Origin of the sequence: Sphingobacterium mizutaii (assembly GCF_900187125.1) — a bacterium.
In the GTDB taxonomy this organism is placed as follows: domain Bacteria; phylum Bacteroidota; class Bacteroidia; order Sphingobacteriales; family Sphingobacteriaceae; genus Sphingobacterium; species Sphingobacterium mizutaii.
The window spans coordinates 2,931,917-2,953,910 of sequence record NZ_LT906468.1; the positions used below are offsets into that span (position 1 = coordinate 2,931,917).

24 protein-coding genes and 2 tRNA genes are annotated in these 21,994 nt (G+C 37.3%); 13 read left to right on the plus strand and 13 right to left on the minus strand.

Going from position 1 to position 21,994, the window contains the following annotated elements; genetic code table 11:
* Nucleotides 1-9: 9 nt before the first annotated feature.
* From hemF to CKW03_RS12640, 4 genes are all read right to left on the minus strand, one after another.
* A complete protein-coding gene (hemF, locus tag CKW03_RS12625; protein ID WP_093097450.1) occupies nucleotides 10-906 on the minus strand; it encodes an oxygen-dependent coproporphyrinogen oxidase in 897 nt (298 codons plus the stop codon).
* Entirely contained in the window at nucleotides 906-1,901 is a 996-nt protein-coding gene (locus CKW03_RS12630; RefSeq protein WP_261772026.1) for an NAD(P)H-dependent glycerol-3-phosphate dehydrogenase, read from the minus strand. The genes hemF and CKW03_RS12630 overlap by 1 nt, the downstream gene beginning before the upstream one ends.
* 191 nt (nucleotides 1,902-2,092) lie before the next feature.
* Nucleotides 2,093-2,551, minus strand: coding sequence for a GyrI-like domain-containing protein (locus tag CKW03_RS12635; RefSeq protein WP_093097453.1), 459 nt, complete (start codon nucleotides 2,549-2,551; stop codon nucleotides 2,093-2,095).
* A gap of 58 nt (nucleotides 2,552-2,609) precedes the next feature.
* Nucleotides 2,610-3,548 (minus strand): alpha/beta fold hydrolase, encoded by a 939-nt coding sequence (locus CKW03_RS12640; RefSeq protein ID WP_093097455.1) that lies wholly within the window; start codon nucleotides 3,546-3,548, stop codon nucleotides 2,610-2,612.
* A 162-nt stretch (nucleotides 3,549-3,710) separates the two neighbouring features.
* Between CKW03_RS12640 and CKW03_RS12645 the strand changes: the two genes are divergently transcribed.
* A complete protein-coding gene (locus tag CKW03_RS12645) occupies nucleotides 3,711-4,013 on the plus strand; it encodes a HigA family addiction module antitoxin (protein ID WP_093097456.1) in 303 nt (100 codons plus the stop codon).
* A 34-nt stretch (nucleotides 4,014-4,047) separates the two neighbouring features.
* Here CKW03_RS12645 and CKW03_RS12650 read toward each other — a convergent pair whose 3' ends face one another.
* Nucleotides 4,048-4,536 carry a helix-turn-helix transcriptional regulator gene (locus tag CKW03_RS12650; RefSeq protein ID WP_093097458.1) on the minus strand — a complete coding sequence of 163 codons (489 nt, stop codon included), beginning with the start codon at nucleotides 4,534-4,536 and terminating at the stop codon, nucleotides 4,048-4,050.
* Between the two features lie 672 nt (nucleotides 4,537-5,208).
* On the opposite strand from CKW03_RS12650, the gene CKW03_RS12655 reads away from it, so the two are divergent.
* A complete protein-coding gene (locus CKW03_RS12655; protein WP_236736474.1) occupies nucleotides 5,209-5,727 on the plus strand; it encodes an antirestriction protein ArdA in 519 nt (172 codons plus the stop codon).
* Between the two features lie 353 nt (nucleotides 5,728-6,080).
* Here the strand turns inward: CKW03_RS12655 and CKW03_RS12660 are convergent, their stop codons facing one another.
* Genes CKW03_RS12660 through CKW03_RS12670 form a run of 3 tightly spaced genes read right to left on the minus strand, consistent with a single transcriptional unit; the run spans nucleotide 6,081 to nucleotide 8,397 of the window.
* On the minus strand, nucleotides 6,081-6,467 hold the full coding sequence (locus tag CKW03_RS12660) for a DUF1573 domain-containing protein (RefSeq protein WP_093097459.1): 387 nt from the start codon (nucleotides 6,465-6,467) through the stop codon (nucleotides 6,081-6,083).
* Between the two features lie 18 nt (nucleotides 6,468-6,485).
* Entirely contained in the window at nucleotides 6,486-7,643 is a 1,158-nt protein-coding gene (locus tag CKW03_RS12665) for a retropepsin-like aspartic protease (protein ID WP_093097461.1), read from the minus strand.
* Nucleotides 7,644-7,653: 10 nt separating this feature from the next.
* The gene (locus CKW03_RS12670) at nucleotides 7,654-8,397 is read right to left on the minus strand and encodes a lysophospholipid acyltransferase family protein (protein WP_093097463.1); all 744 of its coding nucleotides are present in this window, start codon (nucleotides 8,395-8,397) and stop codon (nucleotides 7,654-7,656) included.
* Nucleotides 8,398-9,446: 1,049 nt separating this feature from the next.
* On the opposite strand from CKW03_RS12670, the gene CKW03_RS12675 reads away from it, so the two are divergent.
* On the plus strand, nucleotides 9,447-10,505 hold the full coding sequence (locus CKW03_RS12675) for a recombinase family protein (RefSeq protein ID WP_139185457.1): 1,059 nt from the start codon (nucleotides 9,447-9,449) through the stop codon (nucleotides 10,503-10,505).
* 298 nt (nucleotides 10,506-10,803) lie between these two features.
* Here the strand turns inward: CKW03_RS12675 and CKW03_RS12685 are convergent.
* Nucleotides 10,804-10,888 (minus strand) — tRNA-Ser (locus tag CKW03_RS12685).
* A 286-nt stretch (nucleotides 10,889-11,174) separates the two neighbouring features.
* Between CKW03_RS12685 and CKW03_RS12690 the strand changes: the two genes are divergently transcribed.
* Nucleotides 11,175-11,248: transfer RNA gene (locus tag CKW03_RS12690), tRNA-Arg, on the plus strand.
* A 207-nt stretch (nucleotides 11,249-11,455) separates the two neighbouring features.
* Here CKW03_RS12690 and CKW03_RS12695 read toward each other — a convergent pair.
* From CKW03_RS12695 to CKW03_RS20445, 4 genes are all read right to left on the minus strand, one after another.
* On the minus strand, nucleotides 11,456-12,082 hold the full coding sequence (locus tag CKW03_RS12695; protein ID WP_093097466.1) for a dioxygenase family protein: 627 nt from the start codon (nucleotides 12,080-12,082) through the stop codon (nucleotides 11,456-11,458).
* Between the two features lie 82 nt (nucleotides 12,083-12,164).
* A complete protein-coding gene (locus CKW03_RS12700; protein WP_093097468.1) occupies nucleotides 12,165-13,010 on the minus strand; it encodes a LytR/AlgR family response regulator transcription factor in 846 nt (281 codons plus the stop codon).
* A 721-nt stretch (nucleotides 13,011-13,731) separates the two neighbouring features.
* Nucleotides 13,732-14,022 (minus strand): hypothetical protein, encoded by a 291-nt coding sequence (locus tag CKW03_RS12705; RefSeq protein ID WP_093097469.1) that lies wholly within the window; start codon nucleotides 14,020-14,022, stop codon nucleotides 13,732-13,734.
* A gap of 58 nt (nucleotides 14,023-14,080) precedes the next feature.
* Nucleotides 14,081-14,284: a hypothetical protein gene (locus CKW03_RS20445; RefSeq protein ID WP_139185458.1), complete on the minus strand. Its 204-nt coding sequence runs from the start codon at nucleotides 14,282-14,284 to the stop codon at nucleotides 14,081-14,083.
* A 743-nt stretch (nucleotides 14,285-15,027) separates the two neighbouring features.
* Here CKW03_RS20445 and CKW03_RS20770 point away from each other — a divergent pair.
* The 9 genes from CKW03_RS20770 to CKW03_RS12745 all read left to right on the plus strand — a co-directional run bounded on the left by CKW03_RS20770 (nucleotide 15,028) and on the right by CKW03_RS12745 (nucleotide 20,832).
* A complete protein-coding gene (locus tag CKW03_RS20770; protein WP_261772042.1) occupies nucleotides 15,028-15,162 on the plus strand; it encodes a hypothetical protein in 135 nt (44 codons plus the stop codon).
* Nucleotides 15,163-15,310: 148 nt separating this feature from the next.
* Entirely contained in the window at nucleotides 15,311-16,270 is a 960-nt protein-coding gene (locus CKW03_RS12710) for a hypothetical protein (RefSeq protein ID WP_197700938.1), read from the plus strand.
* An 18-nt stretch (nucleotides 16,271-16,288) separates the two neighbouring features.
* Complete coding sequence (locus tag CKW03_RS12715) at nucleotides 16,289-17,152, plus strand: nucleotidyltransferase domain-containing protein (RefSeq protein WP_093097471.1); 864 nt, start codon at nucleotides 16,289-16,291, stop codon at nucleotides 17,150-17,152.
* A gap of 71 nt (nucleotides 17,153-17,223) precedes the next feature.
* The gene (locus tag CKW03_RS12720; protein WP_093097472.1) at nucleotides 17,224-17,925 is read left to right on the plus strand and encodes a VIT1/CCC1 transporter family protein; all 702 of its coding nucleotides are present in this window, start codon (nucleotides 17,224-17,226) and stop codon (nucleotides 17,923-17,925) included.
* A gap of 300 nt (nucleotides 17,926-18,225) precedes the next feature.
* The gene (locus CKW03_RS12725) at nucleotides 18,226-18,852 is read left to right on the plus strand and encodes a Crp/Fnr family transcriptional regulator (RefSeq protein ID WP_093097474.1); all 627 of its coding nucleotides are present in this window, start codon (nucleotides 18,226-18,228) and stop codon (nucleotides 18,850-18,852) included.
* 69 nt (nucleotides 18,853-18,921) lie between these two features.
* Nucleotides 18,922-19,137, plus strand: a complete 216-nt coding sequence (locus CKW03_RS12730) for a YgaP family membrane protein (RefSeq protein ID WP_093097476.1) — start codon at nucleotides 18,922-18,924, stop codon at nucleotides 19,135-19,137.
* Nucleotides 19,138-19,298: 161 nt separating this feature from the next.
* Nucleotides 19,299-19,658 (plus strand): DUF4180 domain-containing protein, encoded by a 360-nt coding sequence (locus CKW03_RS12735; protein WP_093097477.1) that lies wholly within the window; start codon nucleotides 19,299-19,301, stop codon nucleotides 19,656-19,658.
* A gap of 77 nt (nucleotides 19,659-19,735) precedes the next feature.
* Nucleotides 19,736-20,146 carry a hypothetical protein gene (locus tag CKW03_RS12740; RefSeq protein WP_093097479.1) on the plus strand — a complete coding sequence of 137 codons (411 nt, stop codon included), beginning with the start codon at nucleotides 19,736-19,738 and terminating at the stop codon, nucleotides 20,144-20,146.
* A gap of 332 nt (nucleotides 20,147-20,478) precedes the next feature.
* Nucleotides 20,479-20,832: a hypothetical protein gene (locus CKW03_RS12745; RefSeq protein ID WP_093097481.1), complete on the plus strand. Its 354-nt coding sequence runs from the start codon at nucleotides 20,479-20,481 to the stop codon at nucleotides 20,830-20,832.
* The last annotated feature ends 1,162 nt before the right edge of the window (nucleotides 20,833-21,994 follow it).

A 21,994-nucleotide genomic window follows, 5' to 3' on the forward strand; every position in this document is an offset into this window, starting at 1 on the left:
CAATAAATACTAAACCCAGTTAATCCCCTTTTTCAATAGGGACAAAGTTTTTTCTTCTTTAGAATCTTGTTCGGTTTGGAAATTATAGAACCAATTCGCTTGTTCTGGCAAGCTCATCAAAATGGATTCAATCCTTCCATTGGTCTCTAAGCCAAATTTAGTACCAGCATCATATACCAAGTTAAACTCCACATAGCGGCCTCTTCTCAGCAATTGCCAGTTCTTTTCAGCTTCAGTAAATTGTTTATTTCGGCTTCTATTTACTAATTCACTATATACTTTCGGGAATAAGTGGCCAAGATCACATGAAAAGTCAAAGATCTCTTGGTCAGAGATACCAGCCTTTTCAGGCGTCAATTTATCGTAGAATATACCACCAATACCCCTAGTTTCTTCTCTATGTTTAATAAAGAAGTACTGATCTGCCCAATCCTTGAATTTCGGGTAGAATTCCGAAGAATACTGATCACATACCTTCTTCAGCTCCTGATGGAAATAGGTAGCATCCGTTTCATCCACATAATGCGGAGTCAGATCAATACCACCACCAAACCAACGTATATTTTCATTCAATTCAAAGTACCGGATATTCATATGGATAATCGGCACCCAAGGGTTGTTAGGGTGAATCACAATGGATACACCAGTTGCAAAGAATTCCTCCTCGTCTACGCCAAATGCTTTCTTGATCTGCTCAGGAAGCTTCCCATGCACGGCAGAGAAGTTTACTCCACCTTTTTCCAATATATTCCCATGTTGGATGACACGGGTCCTTCCGCCTCCTCCTCCTTCACGTTCCCACAGTTCTTCCTCAAAACGAGCCTTACCATCCAATGCCTCTAGTGCTTGGGTGATCTCGTCTTGGATCTCTTTATATTTTTCAGCGATTTGATCTTTATTAATCATTACGTCAGTTTATCCGATAAAGCTTTCACAGCTAATGTAGCTGATTGATTTTTATATAAAATATTATAAACGGTATTGCAGATTGGCATATCCAGCTGATGATCCAGGATAATATCTTGGATGCAATCAGAAGCAAAATAACCCTCTGCTACCATATTCATTTCCATCTGTGCAGATTTCACACTATAGCCTTTGCCGATCATTGTTCCAAAGGTCCTGTTTCGGCTGAATTGCGAATAGGCAGTCACCAAAAGATCCCCTAAATAGGCAGATTGGTTGATCTCCCTTTTCTGCGGATCGATGGCATTGACAAAGTATTCCATTTCGCGGATTGCATTGGATATCAATACCGCCTGAAAGTTATCTCCATAACCCAGACCATGGCAGATACCGCAGGCTAGAGCATATATATTTTTAAGGACTGCGCCGTACTCTACGCCCAACATATCATTGGACACGACGGTTTTTATATAATGGTTTTGGAAAAATTGAGCAACAACTGCAGCATTAGCAGTGTTCTTAGAAGCAAAGGTCAGATACGAAAGCTTTTCAAGCGAAACCTCCTCTGCGTGGCAAGGGCCTCCAACCACAACTGTATCCTCCAATGGCACCTCGAATTTCTTATTCAAGAACTCTCCTACAATCATTTTGATCGACGGCACTATGCCTTTAATAGCAGATACCAGAAGTTTATCCTTGAAATCTTCAGGTTGAAGATCCTTTAATGCTTCCTCAAGATAAGCAGCCGGAGTATTCAAAATGATGATATCAGAATTTTGGAAAACATCCTTAGGTTCTGAATACAAACTGATATGATCCAATTTAACCTCAACCGCACTAAGATAAGATGGATTATGATGGTATTGCTCTATATAATCAATATCTTCCTGCTTGCGAACCCACCAATTGATATGTTTAGTCTGCTGGTTATCTGTCAACATTTTGATCATTGCAGTAGCCCAACTTCCACTACCTATAACTCCAATTTTAGCCAAAAGTTCCCTCCTTTATTTGTATGAAAAACAAAGATACCAATAAAAGCCCGTTGCTAATGTAAAATAAAGCTTGATTTTACCGCTTTTGGCCAAAGTGCAGGAACCTCAAGCCTCAAATAAAACAGCCCAGAAATCAAAAAAAGCCACCCAAGGCGGCTTTCTTATTAAGAATTTCTTTAATTAATCTACAATTATCGCAAGGAAACAAAGATTTCAACGGATGGTACCTCCGCTTGGCAACTTTCAGCTGAGTAAACCTCAAAATCCGCTTTATAGGCCCGATCTAAATCAGATGCCCAAATTTTTTCCCAAGCCGCATAAATGGTTGGACCCGAAATATCTCCTTCTACAATGGTCTTTTCATAGTCCGAAGCTGGAATCTCCCTTCCAACCATTCCCTCAGGAATTTCATCCAAAGAACTTACCTTGCAACCTATCAAGGCTAAATAAGGATGTTGAAAATCGCTTTCATAATCGGTATAAATGCCATAAACTGCATCATCGATACGATTCGGAATGGTTGAATCCAACCGTTCACCCGCAAACTTAGCCCATAATGCAGGGATATCCTTTGCCGCCGAACCATCGGTATTGCAGGTCTTGACAGCAATACCAATCACGTAAAATCTTTCAATATGTTCTCTACTCATCTTTTTTATTATTTGTTAGTGCAAAGGAAACCATTGTATTGACAACAGCCTGTCAACATCAAATCTTGATTAACAACCAATCCAATATCTTCTGATAAACTTGCTTCTTAATATCCTCATTCAACAACTCATGCCTCAATTTTGGATAAAGGTAATACTTCACATCCTTGCTCCCATGTTCGATCAACTCCTCCGCAGATTTTTTAACCCCATTCCCAAAATCACCAATTGGATCATCCTCTCCACTTAAAAATAGAACAGATAATTCCTTTGGAATCCTTTTCACCCATCCATTGCCACTGCCCCACAAAGTCACCTGCGCTGCACCATAGAAAGCATTATCCGTAAAATCTATTCCACAGTATTCATCCGATAGGTAATTGTCCCTGTTTTCCAGGTTTAAGCTCAGCCAATTTAGATCCTCATGGTTGGGTTCATCCTTAAACTTCCTATTATTGATCTGGGCAAACTTATCGTTCATAAAACTGGACCTAGAATTTGGAGCAACTTTATTTAGAACACCCAAAAATTTCGTTCCCAGTGAACTTCCTTTCATCGCATGTCCTGTACCGATCAAAACCGCTCCCCTAAATTCATCCCCAATCTCTTGAATGACATTCCTGGAGATAAAGGACCCTAAGGAATGCCCAATGATGAAATGAGGCTGATCTTTGTACTGCGAATCCAAGAACTGCGACATGCCAATAGCTACTTGGATCAGAAACTCTCCAGGTTTACTTTCGTGGAAGAATCCTAAGTCCTCTTTATCCTTGGCAGTTTGTCCATGACCAGGATGGTCATAGCTCAGTACCGCAAATCCATTTTTCGAAAGAAAAGTAGCAAAATCATCGTAACGACCGCTGTGTTCCTGCATACCGTGAAGGACAATGATACTGCCGTATACTTGGTCAGAGCTTGGAAGATATAAGTTGTAGAAGACGTCGAGGTTTGTGCCTTCAAAGGAAATGGAATGAGTTCCGGATTTTTTAATAGCCATGTATAAAGTTAAAGATTTGGAGAGAGGAAAGGAAATGAAGGGGATGTGTAGTTTGTTGTGAGACTTCTATTGAAAATACTAAGTAGAATATGGTTATATTTAGTGGTAACTCCTGTTTATTTATTAATACACTTTAGATATTAGTTATTATTCATGATTTAATTGGAGAAAAAAGAGAAGATGAATTATACTATTAACGATAGCAAAGGGAATATTTTAAAGGTTAAAGCGTTTCACCCAGGGATTTTTCTTCAAGAAGAAATCGAGGAAAGAGAATTGCTTAAGAAAACAATTGCCCAACAACTTGAAATCTTACCAACAAACTTAAGTGAGATTTTAAAAGGAAAAAGGAATATATCTCCTAGACTGGCCGTAAGGCTAGAAATGGTGCTTAATATCAGTGCCGAATATTGGTTAAACTTACAAATGGCATGGGATTTACAGAAAGCAAGGAAAGAGGAATAGAGGTTAAAGATGTAGACTGATTAATTTTAGGATATTATTTTCGGTAAACTCTATATGATTCTCTGATTTTGGATCCTTCCAGGGCTTTTTCTATCTTTTCAACACCATAAAAATGTATTATTTCGGCCTTTTCTTCTTCAGTGCCCCTTTCAAAAACCCTTTGAATAATGGCCATATACTGCTTTTCCCAATTAATTTTTTGAATATCCGTATCCCAAAACAAGGCTTTACTCAGAATGTCCAGATCTGGGGTATTTTGAATTTCTTTTTCTTTAATTCTTTGGATATCGTAATAGGCCTGCAATAAAACTAGGGTACCTTCTTCCAATCCAAGCTTTTTCTCAATCTTCAGCGCCAATGCCGTACTAATACCTCTTTTTCCTTTGGTAATCGCATTAAATGTTTGGGGATGTTCTTCTAATGATAAAGCAAAGGGACGTTGTTTGATGGAACGCTTCTTTAATTCCCTATCAAGTACAATCCCCGGATGGATACCCTTATATTTTTCATATTCTTTATCCATAAATTAAATATAAACATATTTGTTTATAGAATAAATACAGCGCATGGTTCGATCCCTCACCTACGCAAAAAAGCCTTCATCTTTTCGATGAAGGCTTTTTGTGCGGGCTGACAGGGACTACAGTCGAACACTTAATACCCATATTAACATTTCTTGATACTCTAAAATGTAAACCCTAAGTACATTTACGACATTCACTACGTTTCAGACCGTAAAAGAGCTTATGGCTACGATTGGGAACGGGAAATTGAATATCTCGTTTCTCTTCAATCTTCAATCACCCATTTCCTTATGGATCAGTAGTATATTTCTGAACCATCCCCAATGCAATCCTCATTATTTCCACTTTGTTTTATGCCTTAAAAAACGAATATACCTGTTGTTCACAATTCATGGAGTTAAGGTATTTCAGTGTTCTTATCGCAAGCAAAAGGTCAAGGCAATTTTGTCAAAAAATCTCCAGCCCGTTGGGTAGTATTTTTCTCAAAACCTTGTGCCTGCTGAACACCAACCTTTTTGCTCCTGAAACGAAACACAGCATACTCCGACTCTTTATACGAATAAAAAAAATGTCAGGCATGAGGATTAAAAACATTGGAAATAGTATTGAAACAAAACAACAACACCTCCTCGCATTGCCGAATAAATCAAAAACATTAAAACTGTAAAGAAATGACACATCAAATAAATACATCAGAAGCAAGCGTATACGTCGGCACATACGCAAAATATAATTATGGTCCTATCTATGGGGAATGGCTAAAACTTGCTAACTATAACAGCACATCGGAATTTTATGATGCCTGCAAGGTATTGCACCATGATGAGGAAGATCCCGAATTTATGTTTCAGGATTACGAAAATATTCCAAAGGGATTAATCGCAGAATGTTGGATGAGCGATAAGATATTTGTGGTTTTGAAGGCGTTGGAAGAGCTGGATGAAAGCCGACAAGAAGCATTTCTAATATGGTGTGACAATGGACACCGTAAACTATCCGAGGAGGATGTAAAAGACCTATTAAGCGATTTTGATAATGACTATATAGGCGAATATGAAAGTGAAGAAGATTTTGCCTATGAACAGGTAGAGCAAATGGATATTCCGAATTTGCAAAAATGTACTTCGATTATAAGGCTTATGCTCACGACCTGTTTTGTGGTGATTTTAGGCGCGATGGCGGTCATGTAGTCTACAATTCGTAGATAAAATTTTTGGGAACAGTGCGCCGTTTCCATTTTTATTAATAACTGTGAATTAGAATTATTTTTAACTGTTATTTCTTTGTTCAAAGGGCCTATTCAAGAGTGCAAACAGTTGCTTGATAATTACCTCGAATAGGTAAAAACGAAATTAAAGCAGATAACAGAGTTGAAAAGCAAGAAAGGAATCGAGTCAATATAAACAGATAAAAGCCCGACGAGAAGTTACAGAAGGTGATTAAATAAGAGGTTGCTGCCGAAGGCTAATATTATCCATATTATCTAATACAATAAATTGAATACTAATTTCAAGATACTACAAAACTAACGGACACAAAAAAATTATAACACCTTACCCTTTACATTTAATACAATAGGTTTCTTTTGATCTGATACAAAAACCATAACGGTCTTATTAAACGACACCCTCTCCACAGCATGGAAGGTAATATTAATCTCATTCTTTCCGCCCGGTTTAATAGGTTTTTTGTCAAAATTTGAGGACACACAACCACAAGAAGTCAACACTTTATGTATGATAACAGGTTTTCCTCCGACATTTTCAAAAGGAAAACTTCCTTCTGCTTTTTTACCAAATTTTATGGTTCCATAATCGTAGGTTTTGCTGTTGAACTGAATTGACGATTCCTGGCCCAGTACATCAGTAGACATAAATAGAAAAAAGATACCCAATGCCAGAGACAATGATTTTATAATTTTCTTCTCCATAATAAAATAATTTGTGTTTTACTTTTTAACCATTTCAAACGAGACAATTTTGCCCGCTTTGTTTTTAATGATAACTACGGCCCGCTTACCGTTCCTTAACAATGTATCCCTTCTTGTTATTATGCTACATATATCAATACCGTCTTCATAGTCTTTATCATTTATTTTCATGATCTGATCTCCAATTTCAAAGTCTCCTAAATTAGTGTCCCAGATAGAACCGACCACCAGCTTACCATCCGAAACTGATGGCGATATCGGCCAAGATTTTGAATCTAAGAAGTCTTTACCACCGTTATCTATTAAATAAAATTTCTTCTGTTTCAGGTCTATAATAACTTTACGCAGAGTAAGAAGTTCAGAACCTATCATCGTAAAATCATTGGACGTCGTTACAGCCACAAAACCATTCGTTTTTTGTTCGCCAAGCTTTAGACCATCTGACACAAAACGGTATTGCCGTTGAGCCTCAGCTTTTCCATTAAACCCTACCGAACTTGATGATAGACTTGCCTGTACGCTCATTTTCCGGCTCTTCTTTTTGATCATTTCGAAATCACGTTGAGAGAATTCGACCATTCCGTCAAACCCTAGGTCAAATAACGCTTCGACAGGAAAAGCCTTAGCTCCAATCATAACCTCTATTTTTATATAGGGCAAGTATTCCCCTGTACTCATAAAAGAAATAGGGAACACTTGGGCATTTTTTGTATTGAATTCTTTGATTTCAGGAGCAATAGAAAGCGAATTGGACGATCCGTCTAATTGGATGGCCATATCTCTAAACATGTCTATTCCGAGAATTCCGTCTACTTCAAAACAATCGAAGATCAAATTATCCGCAATTATTGTCTTGCTATTAAAAAATTTTTGATCCGAGAGAACTATTGAGTCAACGACCATATGATCAATTGAAGCAGATTTTTTATTGGAATCCATTACTTGTGACTTGCCGATAGGTTGTCCGCCGATCTTTTTCGCAAATAGTTGCGAAAGAACATTTGGCCCTGCGCCTGTGTCAAAAATAAAACGGCCACTCTCACCGTTCACCACGGCAGAGATGATTATTTTTCCTCCAACATTGTCATAAGGAATTATCGAAGCTGGGGGTATCGATGCCGCAAAAAGTGTTTGTCCGGCAAATAACAGAATGAGAGATAAAATATAAGTTTTCATGGCATAAATATTAGTTTTCCTTTATAAAAACTCCCTTATTATAAAGAGCCTCAAGAAATGATCTTTCAAATTTTTTTCCGCTGAATGGCTGACGAGTCACCGACCGAAGCAACATATAAGAACTTTCTGGCAATTTGTATGCTTGATACGTGTCCTTACTCAATAAAAAATAGTCTGTGTCAATGCTGAAAAGTCCATAGTCACGATGGTTAAATCTATAATTTAAATCCTGCTTCGTTTCCGGTTCCAGCTTTCTATGTTCCACATTAGAAAAAGAAGATAAATCAATGGAGTTATGAAGGTAGATCCAACATTCCCATTGATCATAGTACTTCCGTACAAAAAATTCCAAATGACTAAAAAGTTTCTGCATGACAATACGGGGAGCAGCCATATCACTTCCTAAATTAGGAAAAATAGCATTGCTGAAATTCATATGGATATTTTGTAGGTCGTCTCTATACGTGACAATTCCAAGTATAGGAACATTCACTTTATTCGCTATCCAAGCAGCTCCTTGACGAACTAGAAGTCTCCCGTTCAAAAAACTAATATTGCAAAAATGATCATTTGATTTATTGTTACGGCCAACCCCGATATTTCCATCAATATAAATTATAATAGAACGTCCCTTTCGTAGACTTCTCAATATCTTATATGCAGATGTAGAAGCATCTGCTTCAATATAGGATAGATTTATACCTCCATACCTGTCATTATGTACTTCCTGCATACGGGTAAAAATATCCTTCATTTCTATTAAAGTGCTTTTTGAAAGAATAATATCTGCTTCTATCCGATTATAAGATAAAGGTCTGAGCGAAAGTTTGATTAATAATAATGATCATTATAACGGTTAATTGCAGTGATTTTAAAATATGGTCAACGTACATAATAGCAGCACGATTTTTTGTATTTAAAGGAAATATGAGCAATCATTTTAGTTTTTTTTATTATTTAAGTTAATTTAACAGATGTATAAGTGTATATATTATCATAAAGATATAATAATTTATTTTTATTGTAAATTTTTTTTTAAATAATTTATGGTTATCCGCTTACGAACCTGTTATATTGGCAGGAATCAGTCTATGGAATATCCGTTCGCCAAAGTATTTACTTCCATTCTGAGAAAAAACACCATTGTAATTTTTTAACCTCTATGTTTTTCAAAATTCTTTTTGAAGGTTCATTTAAAAGCGCTTCCGCAAGTTATAGCTCAATGAAAGAACGTAATGAAGTAGGAATGTCTAATTTTTTGAACTTTCGAACACTCTCATGGATAAAAAGTTGCTTGCAATCAATTTAGTTCAGAATCATTTTGCAATGCTAGCCTAATCTTGGTTAGTAAATTTTCCTTAATAAAATTTTTTGCCAATTTCTATAAACTTTAAAGCATTCCGCTTTTTCAAATAATAGTTACAGGGAATGGAGGTCATTCCGAAATGGCCTATAGGGTTAATTTCCAAAAAAAATATATTTAAAATAAAGCTGTCAAAGGTTATTAAAAAGATTTCTGGAAAACCTAATCCGTCTATGTAATCGTCAAACTAAATTGTTTCAATCATTGACAAATTCAATCTCTTTTTGTGATAGTAAAATCGATTTAACTCCAGATGATTCCTCATCCTTTTGCGGAGTACTTAAGTAGATAGGTTTAGATAGGTCAATCCAATTATTTCGTCCAGACCTTTTCTTCGCATATTCCTTAAGGAGAAAGAGTAGCAAATCAAACAACAAAGTCCTCTGGCTTTATAGTCCTCGATAAAGATACGAAGGCGATTGTTGAGATTGCCAAAACTATTGAGCACAAAGAAGCAAAGAGGGAAAGGAAAGTTGGAAATGAGGGTAAAACATTTATACAAGAGCAGTTGTCAAGCAAGTCTGTTGATCGTTCGTTTCATTTATGATGCCTATTTAAGAGATACACCACTCTATCTGATAAAGGAACAAGCAGGACAATTGGGTTTTGCGACCAAAGGCAATATGGCTATCGAACGTGTGCTGAAAAATCCTACCTATGCAGGACTATTGAAAGTAGATGCCTATAAAGAGTATGAAGGCGGGCTATTCGAGGCTATCCATGAGCCTATCATTGACAAGACCACTTGGATGATGGTACAGGAAAAAATGAAACGCCCCGAAAAAACAATGACGGTATTAGACCATGAAATCCCGTTACGCGGAGTATTGAAGTGTCATTGTGGAAATCCATTGTCCGGCGCACCGTCAAGAGGCAAATCGGGCAAATATTTCTATTATTACAAATGCAAATATTCTAAGCACAACAACATCAGCGCGATAAAAGCCCATGACCAATTTTTGGAAGCCTGTGAACTCATGAGCCTGCCAACAGCGAAGGTAAAAAAGATCAGTACAGAAACCAAAAATTCGCTTGAAGTAGAATTGGAAAGCAATCGTAAAAAGGTTATCGAAAAGAAAAGCCAACTGCATAAGGTGGAAGAAAAACTGCTTGTTGTAGAAGAAAAGTGGATAAAGAATGAAATCAACAAAGATACCTATGACCGTTGGTATTCGATATACAGTAATGAGATCCTGACGCTTAAAGGAGCGATCGAACGGTTGAGCAACGATAAAAGTGAGGCATTTTGCATATTGGAAGATAACCTTAATCTGTTAACGGATATGCGCCATGTATATGATGTATCCGATACACTTCAAAAAAGGGAATTTGTAAATATGGTGCTCGACAGCAACCTGTACTATGAAAATGGGATTTATCGAACACCTACGATGCTCGGTTTGCTATCCCATAACTATCTGAAAATGAAAGAAAAAAGTTTGCTGATATACGAAAAAAAAGAGGATCTTTTTAATAAAGACCCTCTCAGCGGAGAGTGAGGGATTGGTTCAGCCCCTTAAGCCCCCAGCGCAAACCCTGAACCCCCTGCGGGTCGAACCCCGCCCGGCACAAGGTTCGATCCCTCACCTACGCAAAAAAGCCTTCATCTTGCGATGAAGGCTTTTTGAATTCATTTTTCAGGAACATTTATGACCAGCACCCGTGAGGGATTGGTTCAGCCCCACAAGCCCCCAACGCAAACCCTGAACCCCCTTCGGGTCGAACCCCGCCCGGCACAAGGTTCGATCCCTCACCTACGCAAAAAAGCCTTCATCTTTTCGATGAAGGCTTTTTGTGCGGAGAGTGAGGGATTCGAACCCCCGAACCTGTGACAGTTAACGGTTTTCAAGACCGCCGCATTCGACCACTCTGCCAACTCTCCGCGACAAAAGTACAAATTCTGACTTGATCTCCAAATAAAAAATGAAAATAATATGGTTTAAAATCCCCTTTATAGCCTAATTAAGCTGATTTTTAACCCATTAGAGCAGGAAATTATTTTATCCAATGCCGGAATTTATTAACAACTTTAATAGTATCGAGGAAAGACCAGCAAAATATTAAAAATATGTACTTGGAAGGCAATTAGTTAATGATTATTCCAGTAAAAAAAGAGATTTTATTTTGCTTTTATCAAGCAAATACCTACTTTTGCTTCACAAAATCAGGCGCCAATAGCTCAGCTGGATAGAGCAACGGTTTTCTAAACCGTAGGTCTTAGGTTCGAACCCTAATTGGCGTACTTAAAAGCTCTCTTCTTAGAGAGCTTTTCTGTTTTCTAACAGTCTGGTATTTACTTACCTAAAATTAAAACCGCGAGATTCTATCAGTTTCTCGCGGTTTTTATTAGGTGTATTAGCTCATCACATTCACACTTTAAAACGTACAGCAAGCAGGATTGAAATTGTTCACCGCAGCTTATTCCTCCCCTATGGAGCTATTCTGTATTCTAATAATCCGGAATATTTTCACCCAACAATAAATCTCTTTTTATTACCAGCATCCCTCCTTCCATCACCGGTGTAACAATCCCTGAACCACCGCGCTTAGGCAATTTTTCTATAAACGATTGCTTCAACAGTGGATCATCTGCAAAGAAGTACTCATCGAGATAATATTCATTAGTAGTCGGCTCCTTGATGGTAATATGGATATGCTCAGGTTCGCTTCGGTCGGGATAGGAACCAGGTCGGAAAGAATAGAAGGTATATTTTCCATCTTTCCCAGTCTTGACCCAGCCACGGATATAACCATGCCGTTTCGCCCAGCCCTTTTCATCGCCTTTGGTCTGATAGACCCCTTGTCGATTGGTATGGTAGATATAGACAATGACATTCTCCGCTGGGATCCTTGTTCCTTTCTTGTAAACAATGCCGGTTACCTTCATCATAGGCTCATTGTTCTCAAATTCTGGAAGGGTATCCACGGAAGCCAACCGCTTGTCCCCATACTCATAGATCGCCTCACAGCCTTCGCAAGGACCTCCCACTATACGTAAATTTTGGCCTTTGCATGATGCCATAACAGTACACATCAGCGACATCAATAAAATTGAAAGATTGTTCTTTAAGTTCATAACAGCGTATTTTTTGTGATTATTACGCCAAGTTAGAACCTAATGGAAAGGTATAAAAATGGAATAGGCTAAGCCGTGGACTTTATTGCACAACCTGATTAAGATATTGCAAGCGGAACTTAAAATTTGCTGCATAAGTCCTGCTCAAACGAAGGCATTTTCCATTGGACATAAATAGATCATAATCGCCATTCAGCCTAGACTTAAAAGAATTCAGTTTCGAAATGTTGACCAGCGTACTTTTATGGATCCGCACAAATTGATTTTCATCCAAGGTTTCGCTCATGCTTTTTAAGGTAGCATTATGGAGATAATCTTTGTGTTCCACCTGAAGGCATACATAAGGACTGGCAGAACTAATCGCATAAATATCCTCGGTCTTTACCAAGATTTTCTCTTTCCCATTTTGGACAAGAATGGAAGCCACAGTCTTTTTATCAATCGGAATCTCTTCAATCAACTTTTCAGAGGATTTAGCAACAAATCTATGTCCAAGCACAAAACCTGTGTAGATAATAAATAATTTATAGAGATCATGGCTAATGGAATAAGTCAGAAACTTATAAAAGCTATACTGACCATGGTAAAATAAGATTGAAATAATGGAAGCAATTAGGGGCAACAAGGTCAAATGTACCGCCATAGCTGCCGCAATAAACAATGCTGACAGCTTTAAATCCTGAACTGGATATTTTCTCAGCTTTCTTTGAAGGACGAACAGGACTGGAATGCACAGAACCCAAAAAACATTGAACAATAGGGATTCAGAAAATATGAACACATACCCACTCCTCCTGGATTCCAAAAAATCCTGGAACACCGTCAAAAATAGGATAAAGATAATGCCAATGGATAGATATACTAACCACTTGCTAGGCCCTTGGAATCTAGTAAACAAGCTCCTGTCTTTAGAAATTGGATACAACATAACCTATCAATTTAATCGTATTGGAATCTAGACAACAATCTTTGGAACCGATTGTAAAACACAGAGCTAATGTAAATAAATCTTATTGATTATTAATCACTTATAAGTGAAATTCATTAAGAAACAAATAAGGAAATTATGATATTTCTTTTTGAGCAGGAACATTATCCATTTCCAATTCTGAACGATCAGTGAAGAATCTGTACGGTTCTTCCCCCACGGGTTCTGTCATCCTTTACCGAAGGTAAAGGACCTGTACGCTAATGCAAAATGGTTTGTATGGTTTAGAGAACCTTCGTGCCTACAAATGACACGTTTGTTAAATCTGTTCTTTTAGGTATTTAGACCTATATTTCCTCACTAGAAGAATATTTTTTATCCACCATACATCCCCAGCGGGGATGAATTATTTTAGCATGGATGGTAAACAATAAAGGGCTAATGCAAAAACGCTGTTCGATTAATCGAACAGCGTTTTTGCGCGACTTCCAGGCTAACGTGCCATGTCTGCTAAAATAATGGAACCCCAAATGGGGTTCTATATTAAAAAAACAAAAGAGCTAATAGATTTTCATTGCCAACATGCTGTCATCAACTTCCGATAAATTTTTTCCAAATTTTTCATTCTCAGGTTGACAGTAAAAAAGAACATTGCCCATTTTCAATTCTGAACGATCAGTGAAGAATCTGTACGGTTCTCTCCTTGTATATCTTGTCATTCTTAACCGAAGGTTAAGAACCTGTACGCCAATGCAAAATGGTTTGTATGGTTTAGAGATCCTTCCTGCGTCAGGATAACCCCATAGTTGTTAACTTGGTTTGAAGGATTGTTCGCCAATGCAAAATGGTTTGCATGGTTTAGAGATCCTTCCTGCGTCAGGATGACCCCATAGTTGTTAACTTGGTTTGAAGGATTGTTCGCCAATGCAAAATGGTTTGTATGGTTTTGAGATCCTTCCTGCGTCAGGATGACCCCATAGTTGTTAACTTGGTTTAAAGGATTGTACGCCAATGCAAAATGGTTTGTATGGTTTTGAGATCCTTCCTGCGTCAGGATGACCCCATAGTTGTTAACTTGGTTTAAAGGACCTGTACGTCAATGCAAAATGGTTTGTATGGTTTAGAGATCCTTCCTGCGTCAGGATGACCCCATAGTTGTTAACTTGGTTTGAAGGACTGTACGCCAATGCAAAATGGTTTGTATGGTTTTGAGATCCTTCCTGAGTCAGGATGACCCCATAGTTGTTAACTTGGTTTGAAGGATTGTACGCCAATACAATATTGGTTTGTATGGTTCCGAGAACCTTCGTAACAACCCCTGGAACCTTCTTACCTCAAATTGCCCCCCCTCTCCGTTAAAAAATGTTAATCCATACTACCAAATATAAGATAGGCACAGGCTTTGCGTTTTTATAGTACAAACAGAGTAAAAGAGTAATGAGTAAATAATTTCATAATTTAGGTTAATAATTGGTTAGTAATAAAAACCTAAGCTTCCCCGGCTTAGGTTTTTTATTTTACAGATGTTCTGAACCTCATTCGAGGCATATTCGGAATTTTTGCAAAATGGCTAAAATAATATTCAAAGTATCCTCGGGAAATCCACAACGAATTTAAAAGGAATTCTCGAATATGGCTCGAATAAGACTCGAATTAAAGTAAGCTATGTTCAACAATTCACTGAATAGTTTTTGGGGAAATATTGGCAGGAAAACTGACCAGATCAAATACAGCAGTCCCGCTTATTTATTGAAGACTAGATTTGCACATTAACCCACTTGAATAGCTTTAAGACTAAATATTCGTTAAAATTTGTTAATCCTTACTGCCGTATATAAGATAGGCATAGGCTTTGCGTTTTAATAGTACAAACAGAGTAAAAGAGTAATGAGTAAATAATTTCATAATTTAGGTTAATAATTGGTTAGTAATAAAAATCCTAAGCTTCCCCGGCTTAGGATTTTTTATGCTCGGTAATTTCTTTCAACCAAAACACTGTATTAACTGTTTAATTAGCATGTTAGAAGATAAGAACTTTAGAAATACATGGATTTGGATCATTGTCTTGATTATTTCATTGATCATTATCTATTTCATTTGGCAATTCCTATTCTCCTCTGTGGCAGAGGTTTCAGAAGAATTCCCCAAATAATAAGTAGAGAATTTGTAGAAAGCCTGTATTTCTTTAAACCATTCCCAATAAGGAATCGAAAACTGTAGGTTAACAGTAAACAAATTCATGGTACATTTATTTGCTTGGTCAAATTATCTTATTTACCTTGAATATAAAATTTGAACCTATGCAGATTCCAATAAAAAATCCTTCCCAATATCTTGGAATACTAATAGCTGCGCTGTATGGCTTAATCATTAGATTTTTTGTTGAGCAGGATTCTATTATTTTTTCGAATAATGTCTATAATATTTCCTTCATTTTCATTACACCAGTTATTATAGGTGTTATCCCAATTTTATTCCTCAAGAACCAAGTCTATGAAAATGGTTTAAAGTCCTTTTTTTATCCGATTATTTCAGTATTCCTATTTATCGTAATAGCAGTCGTTACTAAACTGGAGGACCTATTTTGCATTCTCATTATCGGCCTACCCTTTTTTTTGATCGCTGGTACGGTTGGATTTATTGCGGGGAGCTTGTTGAAAAAAAGGGAGCAAAAGAAGAAGCTACTCTCTTTAGTGTTTCTTCCTCTGATCTTTCTCCCAATCGAAAAGTCATTTCCTGACAGAACTCAAGATTACAAAGTTTCCTATAGTCTCATTATCAATAAGAGTCCTGAATATATTTTCCCCAATTTAGTAGAGGTTCCCCATTTGACGGACAAAGAGTATAAGGAAGGTTTTTTTCAATTTATCGGAATCCCTCGACCTATAGAATCTAAATTATTTCAGAAAAACGGAACCCAATATAGAATAGGGCAGTTTACGGATGGCTTGGCACTCTATGAAACCATAGAAAAACAGGTTGAAAATCAGTATGTCAATTATAAAATAAACCTTAATAAATCTCAATTGCGCGATAGACCAACCGATAATCATGTACTAAAAGGGAATAATTTTGAGTTTGAAAATATTTATTACAGCCTATCGCCTATTTCATCAAATCAAACCAAGGTTACCCTATCCTGTGATTATAGGATTACCTCAAAAATGAATTTCTATGCTAATTTTTGGGCCAAAATGGTAATCAAAGATTTTGAAACAAGATTGCTTGATGCCATTAAGGTCAAATTGGAAATGCAATAAAATGATTAAATTAAGGGTATGAATCTACCTCCTGAAAAACAGAAAATATTTGATGCGATTTGCAGTGATCTGGAAAAAGTAGAACATGTATCAGCTGTAGTCTTGGGTGGTTCCTATGCTTCAGGAAGGGCAAATGCAGATTCTGATATAGATATTGGGATCTATTACCATGAAAACAACCCCTTTGATATCCAAGAAATACAGAAAATTGCGAAGAAATATGCCCTGGACAATGCTCCGACCGTAACCCAATTTTATCAATGGGGACCTTGGGTCAATGGTGGCGCTTGGATCCAGACGGAAGCTGGAAAGATTGATTTCCTTTACCGCAATATCAACCAGGTAAGGAGAACGATTCAGGACGCTATGGAGGGCATTTGGGAAAATCATTTTGATCAACAGCCTCCATACGGATTTTCGTCGATGTTTTACCTGGCCGAGGTGGAAGTCTGCAAACCTATATTCGACCCCCAAAATGTTCTTCAGTACTTAAAATCATTGGTCAAGATCTATCCGGAAAATCTAAAGAATAAAATTGTACAAGACTCTCTGTGGGCAGCTGAATTCACCATCATTAATGCCGAAGGATTTGCCAAGAACAATGACTACTATAATACTTTTGGCTGTTTGACCCGAGGATTGAAGTCCATAGTTCAAGCACTTTTTGCTATCAATGAAATTTATCCCATATCGGATAAAAAAGCCATTGAAATTTTGGAAAAAGCGGATCATAAACCCAAGGATTTAGCAAAGAAGGTCAAATCCATTCTAAGTGCTAAACCTTCATTAACCAACAATTTGGTACAACTGAACGATTTGTTTAACGAAGTGGTTCAATTATCAGATAAACTGTATACTCCTTTATTTAATTTCAAGCATTGATCAGCATGCTTATTGGAGCATAATTATTAAGGATTATTTAATATAAATTAAAGTACTAATAACCTTATCTCATGACAACAATCGACAAATACCTAGAGACCCATTATATACACCGGAGCAATTGGTTAAGGGCTGCTGTTTTGGGTGCCAATGATGGAATAATTTCTGTTGCCAGTTTAGCGATAGGGGTTGCAACTGCAAGCAGCAGTAGAGATCCAATTTTGCTTGCCACCGTTGCCAGCATGGTAGCTGGAGCATTGTCCATGGCAGCAGGTGAATATGTATCGGTCAGTTCGCAGACCGATATTGAGAAGGCGGATATAAAAAGGGAGGCAAAAGAATTGGAAGAAATGCCTGAGCTGGAACTGCAAATGTTGGCCAAGATCTATGAAGAGCGTGGCTTGAAAAAGGAAACTGCCTTGCTAGTGGCCAAAGAAATGACCGAACATGATGCTCTTTCTGCACATATCAGGGATGAACTGGGAATAACCGATATAAACCAAGCTAATCCGATCCAAGCAGCATTGGCTTCTGGCGCTGCCTTTACCGCAGGCGGTCTACTACCCCTATTGGTGGTCTTGTTTGCCCCAATGGAGTATTTGGAGTATTCCCTGTATGGGTTCACCATTATTTCATTAATTATCCTTGGGGCAGTATCTGCCAAAACAGGTGGAGCTAAACTGCTGAAACCAATCATTAGGATTGTTATTTGGGGAACGATTGCGATGCTGCTATCGGCATTGGTCGGATATATTTTTGGTGTGAATGTATAAAATAAAGAAAATAACTACCATACTCTACTTTAACCAGCATAGTTAATACTTAATTGAAAATCGGCTATGTTGATTAAACATTACCAAGGACCCAAAAGTTATTTTATTATCAGGATAAAGAAATGACCTACTTGAATATAAAAATTATTATTCCCTAATATTCCGCCAAATCTTGTAGTCGAAATACTAATAATTTTTATTTTTTGGAAAAATTAGCCTTTTATGATTTCCCCATTATCTATATTTATTGTTTAAACATTAATATTGTTTAAATAATTGTATCACACAACTAAAGTTCAGATGAGTAATAAAAAGTTTGATTTTCTCTTGGAGCAGGGTTTAAGGGCAGAGTTTGACCAAGTAGGTATCAAGCTTGATTTTAATACCGGGGATATTATTATAGAACCGAACAAATACATAAAAGTCATCCCCATCCTACTGAAAGGTACCATTAAGGTAATTCGAGAAACTAATGAGGGCAATGAATTGATTCTGTACTATATAAAAGCTGGTCAGAGTTGTGCAGTCTCCTTATCCACATCATTAATGAACAAGCTGAGCAATATCAAAGCCATTGCAGAGGAAAAGGTGGAACTCATTGCAATCCCATCCTCCACTTCCGTAAAATGGTATGATAGCTATGCGAGCTGGAGAATGTTTGTATTGAGGACAATGGACAATCGATATGATGAAATCATCAATACTTTAGACAGTGTTGCCTTCAAAAAAATTGATGAGCGCCTAATGGATTATTTAAAGGCCAAGACCGAAGCTGTACAAAGCAACATCCTCAACATCACGCATCAAGAGATTGCCAATGAACTTTCTACATCGAGAGAAGTAATCTCCCGATCATTAAAACAATTGGAGCAAAAAGGGATTTTGAAACTTTTTAGAAATAAAGTAGAAATTTTCTCTCCAATGTGATAAAAGTCACTGACAAGTGATAAGATAAAGTGCATTTTTGTTTTAGTGTTCACCCTAAATCATTTACTTATGAAAACTAACATGGGCCCACAAGACAAAACGATCAGAATTATCATTGCAGTGATTATTGCAGTTTTGTTTTTCACAAAAGTTATTTCCGGAACATTAGCGATTGTTCTATTGGTTGTTGCAGGAGTATTTGTCCTGACCAGTTTAATTGGATTCTGTCCATTATATAGCATCTTGGGAATCTCTACCTGCAAAAGGAAAGCAACAAACCACTAAAAAAGAAAATCACAATAACTATTATCTTTATACCTTAACCCCACTTAAATCCCTTAAGTGGGGTTGCTTTTTCCCTATTACCCTTAAAAGTATTTCATTAAGAAAAGGTTAAGTTTTATCTAAGAAATTTATTATTTTTATAAATTATTCCTCGAAATCCAATGATATTAACAAATCACACCCTCAACAATCATCAAATTGCAGAAATTCAAGCCGACGATTATATCTGGAAAACCGTAGAAGACGGAACGGATGTGATGGGAGATGTTTATTACCAAGGATTTGACAGGCTGATCATCCATGAAAAGAATATACATCCAGATTTCTTTGACTTAAAGACGAAAATGGCCGGCGAGATCCTACAGAAATTCTCTACCTATCGGGTAAGATTGATGATCGTGGGTGACTTTTCGAAATACAATAGCCAGAGTTTACGCGATTTTATTTCCGAGAGCAACAAAGGCAGGCTTGTTAACTTTGTGGAATCCGTTGAACTAGCTAAAACTAAACTTTCGGAATAATTTAGCCGTCATTTTATTTTTCAATTTTCTCCTTTCTATTGCTTTTTGAATTACATTTGTTCAAATTATTAATCCAAATGAATCCGATACTTCGTAAGATCCTTGCTGTCGTTTTAGGCATTGTAGTTGGCTCCGTGGTCAACATGGCCTTAGTTTCTATTAGTGGCACAGTAATACCTCCGCCAGATGGAGTGGATGTTACGACTGCTGAAGGCCTGAAGGCTGGAATGCATCTATTTGAGCCAAAACATTTCATTTTTCCATTTCTAGCCCATGCATTAGGGACATTTGTTGGCGCTCTGGTAGCTGCATGGATTGCACCGAGCAGCAAATTGACATTTGCGATGGTTATTGCGGTATTCTTCTTCTTGGGGGGCTTGGCATCAATTTTCATGTTGCCCTCTCCATTATGGTATACCTTTGTGGATTTGGTGTTCGCCTATTTCCCAATGGCTTATTTTGCAAAGAACATTATCTCAAAAGATTAAAATATAAACAAACTGACCGAAAATTATTGAATTACGCTAATTCTTTGTTAAAAGATGTTAATCTAAAACTAAAAAGACACGAAAGTTTAAATCATCTCGTTATAATATCAAAGAAAAGCAAAAGAGTAATAAAGAGTAATTTCATAATTTAGGTTAATAATTGGTTTGGTAAAATCCTGAGCTTCCCCAGCTCAGGATTTTTTCTTTTATCTCCATTCTTGACCTGTTAAAAAACCTTAAATCCCCTCCTTTGGCATGGTAAATGCAATAATCCTATTTGTAACATCGTTATTACAATAGATTAATTAAACATATAACAAAAGATCAATCATATGAATGAACTATTTTTTTCAGCATTGTTTATAGGAAGTTTACTTTTCGGAAACCCTGAAACCAAAGAAATTCCCTCAGAATTAAATATGAATCAAACGGAATTTGTAGAGCCAGCAGCAAAAGGCAAAATCGAACTTATCGCAGATGATAAGGATAAATTTGAATACAAGGTGATCGGTGACCAAGTAAATGAACCCCTAACTATATATGTAAATGAAAAAACGCAAGGAGAAGTGAAAGTGGGTGAAATATTTGAAATCAAAAAACCTGAAAACACAAAAGCTGGTGAAAATCTAGAGGTTTCCTTAATGAACAAGGATGCTGAGTATGCCAGCCATGTAATAAGCTTCTAATCTCAATTAAATTATAACACTAACAACCTAAGGGATCCTTAGGTTGTTTTTTTTATGGATTCTCCATAATCAATTCATTTTATAAGGAGGTCACAATCTTGAAGGGGTTGGCTCAACAAACATCAATCCTTCCGAAGGAAGCACTTTAGCCCCCGGCTCATTTCCTTGGCGGAGAGATGGATAGAATGCCGTCGACTTGTGCGATGGGATTGCTAAAATAATTGAACCCCTCTGGGGCAGTACATCGATAAAAATGCCTTTCTTTTCCGGTTCACACTGAGGAACGAAGTGTCTCGGAAAGATGCGAACCTTCAAAAAGAAAAACATCCAATGCTGCATTGGCGTACAGGTCCTCAATCTCCGATTGAGAATGACAGGAAATTGTGCGGCATTATCGTACAGATTCTTCACTAATCGTTTAGAATTGGAAATGTCCCAGAGAGGGATTCAGAGCGCAGCGAAGAATCTATTTTTTTATTTTAATAGAATTGTTGTCATCGAGAGCACAGCGAACGAACTATTTCCTTTCCTAGGGTAGATTTATAGAAAAATATTTCACCCCTTCCAGGGGTTATCCGGTAAACGGTACATTTTTCTACAAAGATTTCACCCCCGCTGGGGGTTTTCTGCAAACATTTATCCTTCAGAAGGAAGCACTTTAGCCACCGGCTCATTTCCAGTGGCGGAGAGATGGATAGAATGCCGTCGACTTGTGCGATGGGATTGGCCTTGGAATGCTTTCAGAAGATCATCCCTTCAAAAGGGATGATCTTCTGAAAGATATTCCCGACAACAAGGCATTCTATCCATGTGTATGAGGATGTGCGAAAAGCCACCTTAAATGGGCCGAAGCGTTTACGGATTCGAGTTGTTTTTGGTATCCGTGAGCTCCTTCGTCGGTTTGGTTACTTTTGCGCTCCAAAAGTAACGAGACATCTTTATGTTTATGAGTGGTAGAACGATTCGAATAGCTGCTGAGGAGATTTTCGTCGAAGAGATGGGACCAAACCTTCAATAAACAGGGTAAATCCTTCGGTGAATCCTCCATCAAAATCCTCAGGAACATTCACCGAAATATCAGCAACATTCACCGAGAAAGCTTCAGAATTGACCTATTTTGCCTGTTATGGCCTGTATTTCTGCTATACCTTTGAAGTATCAA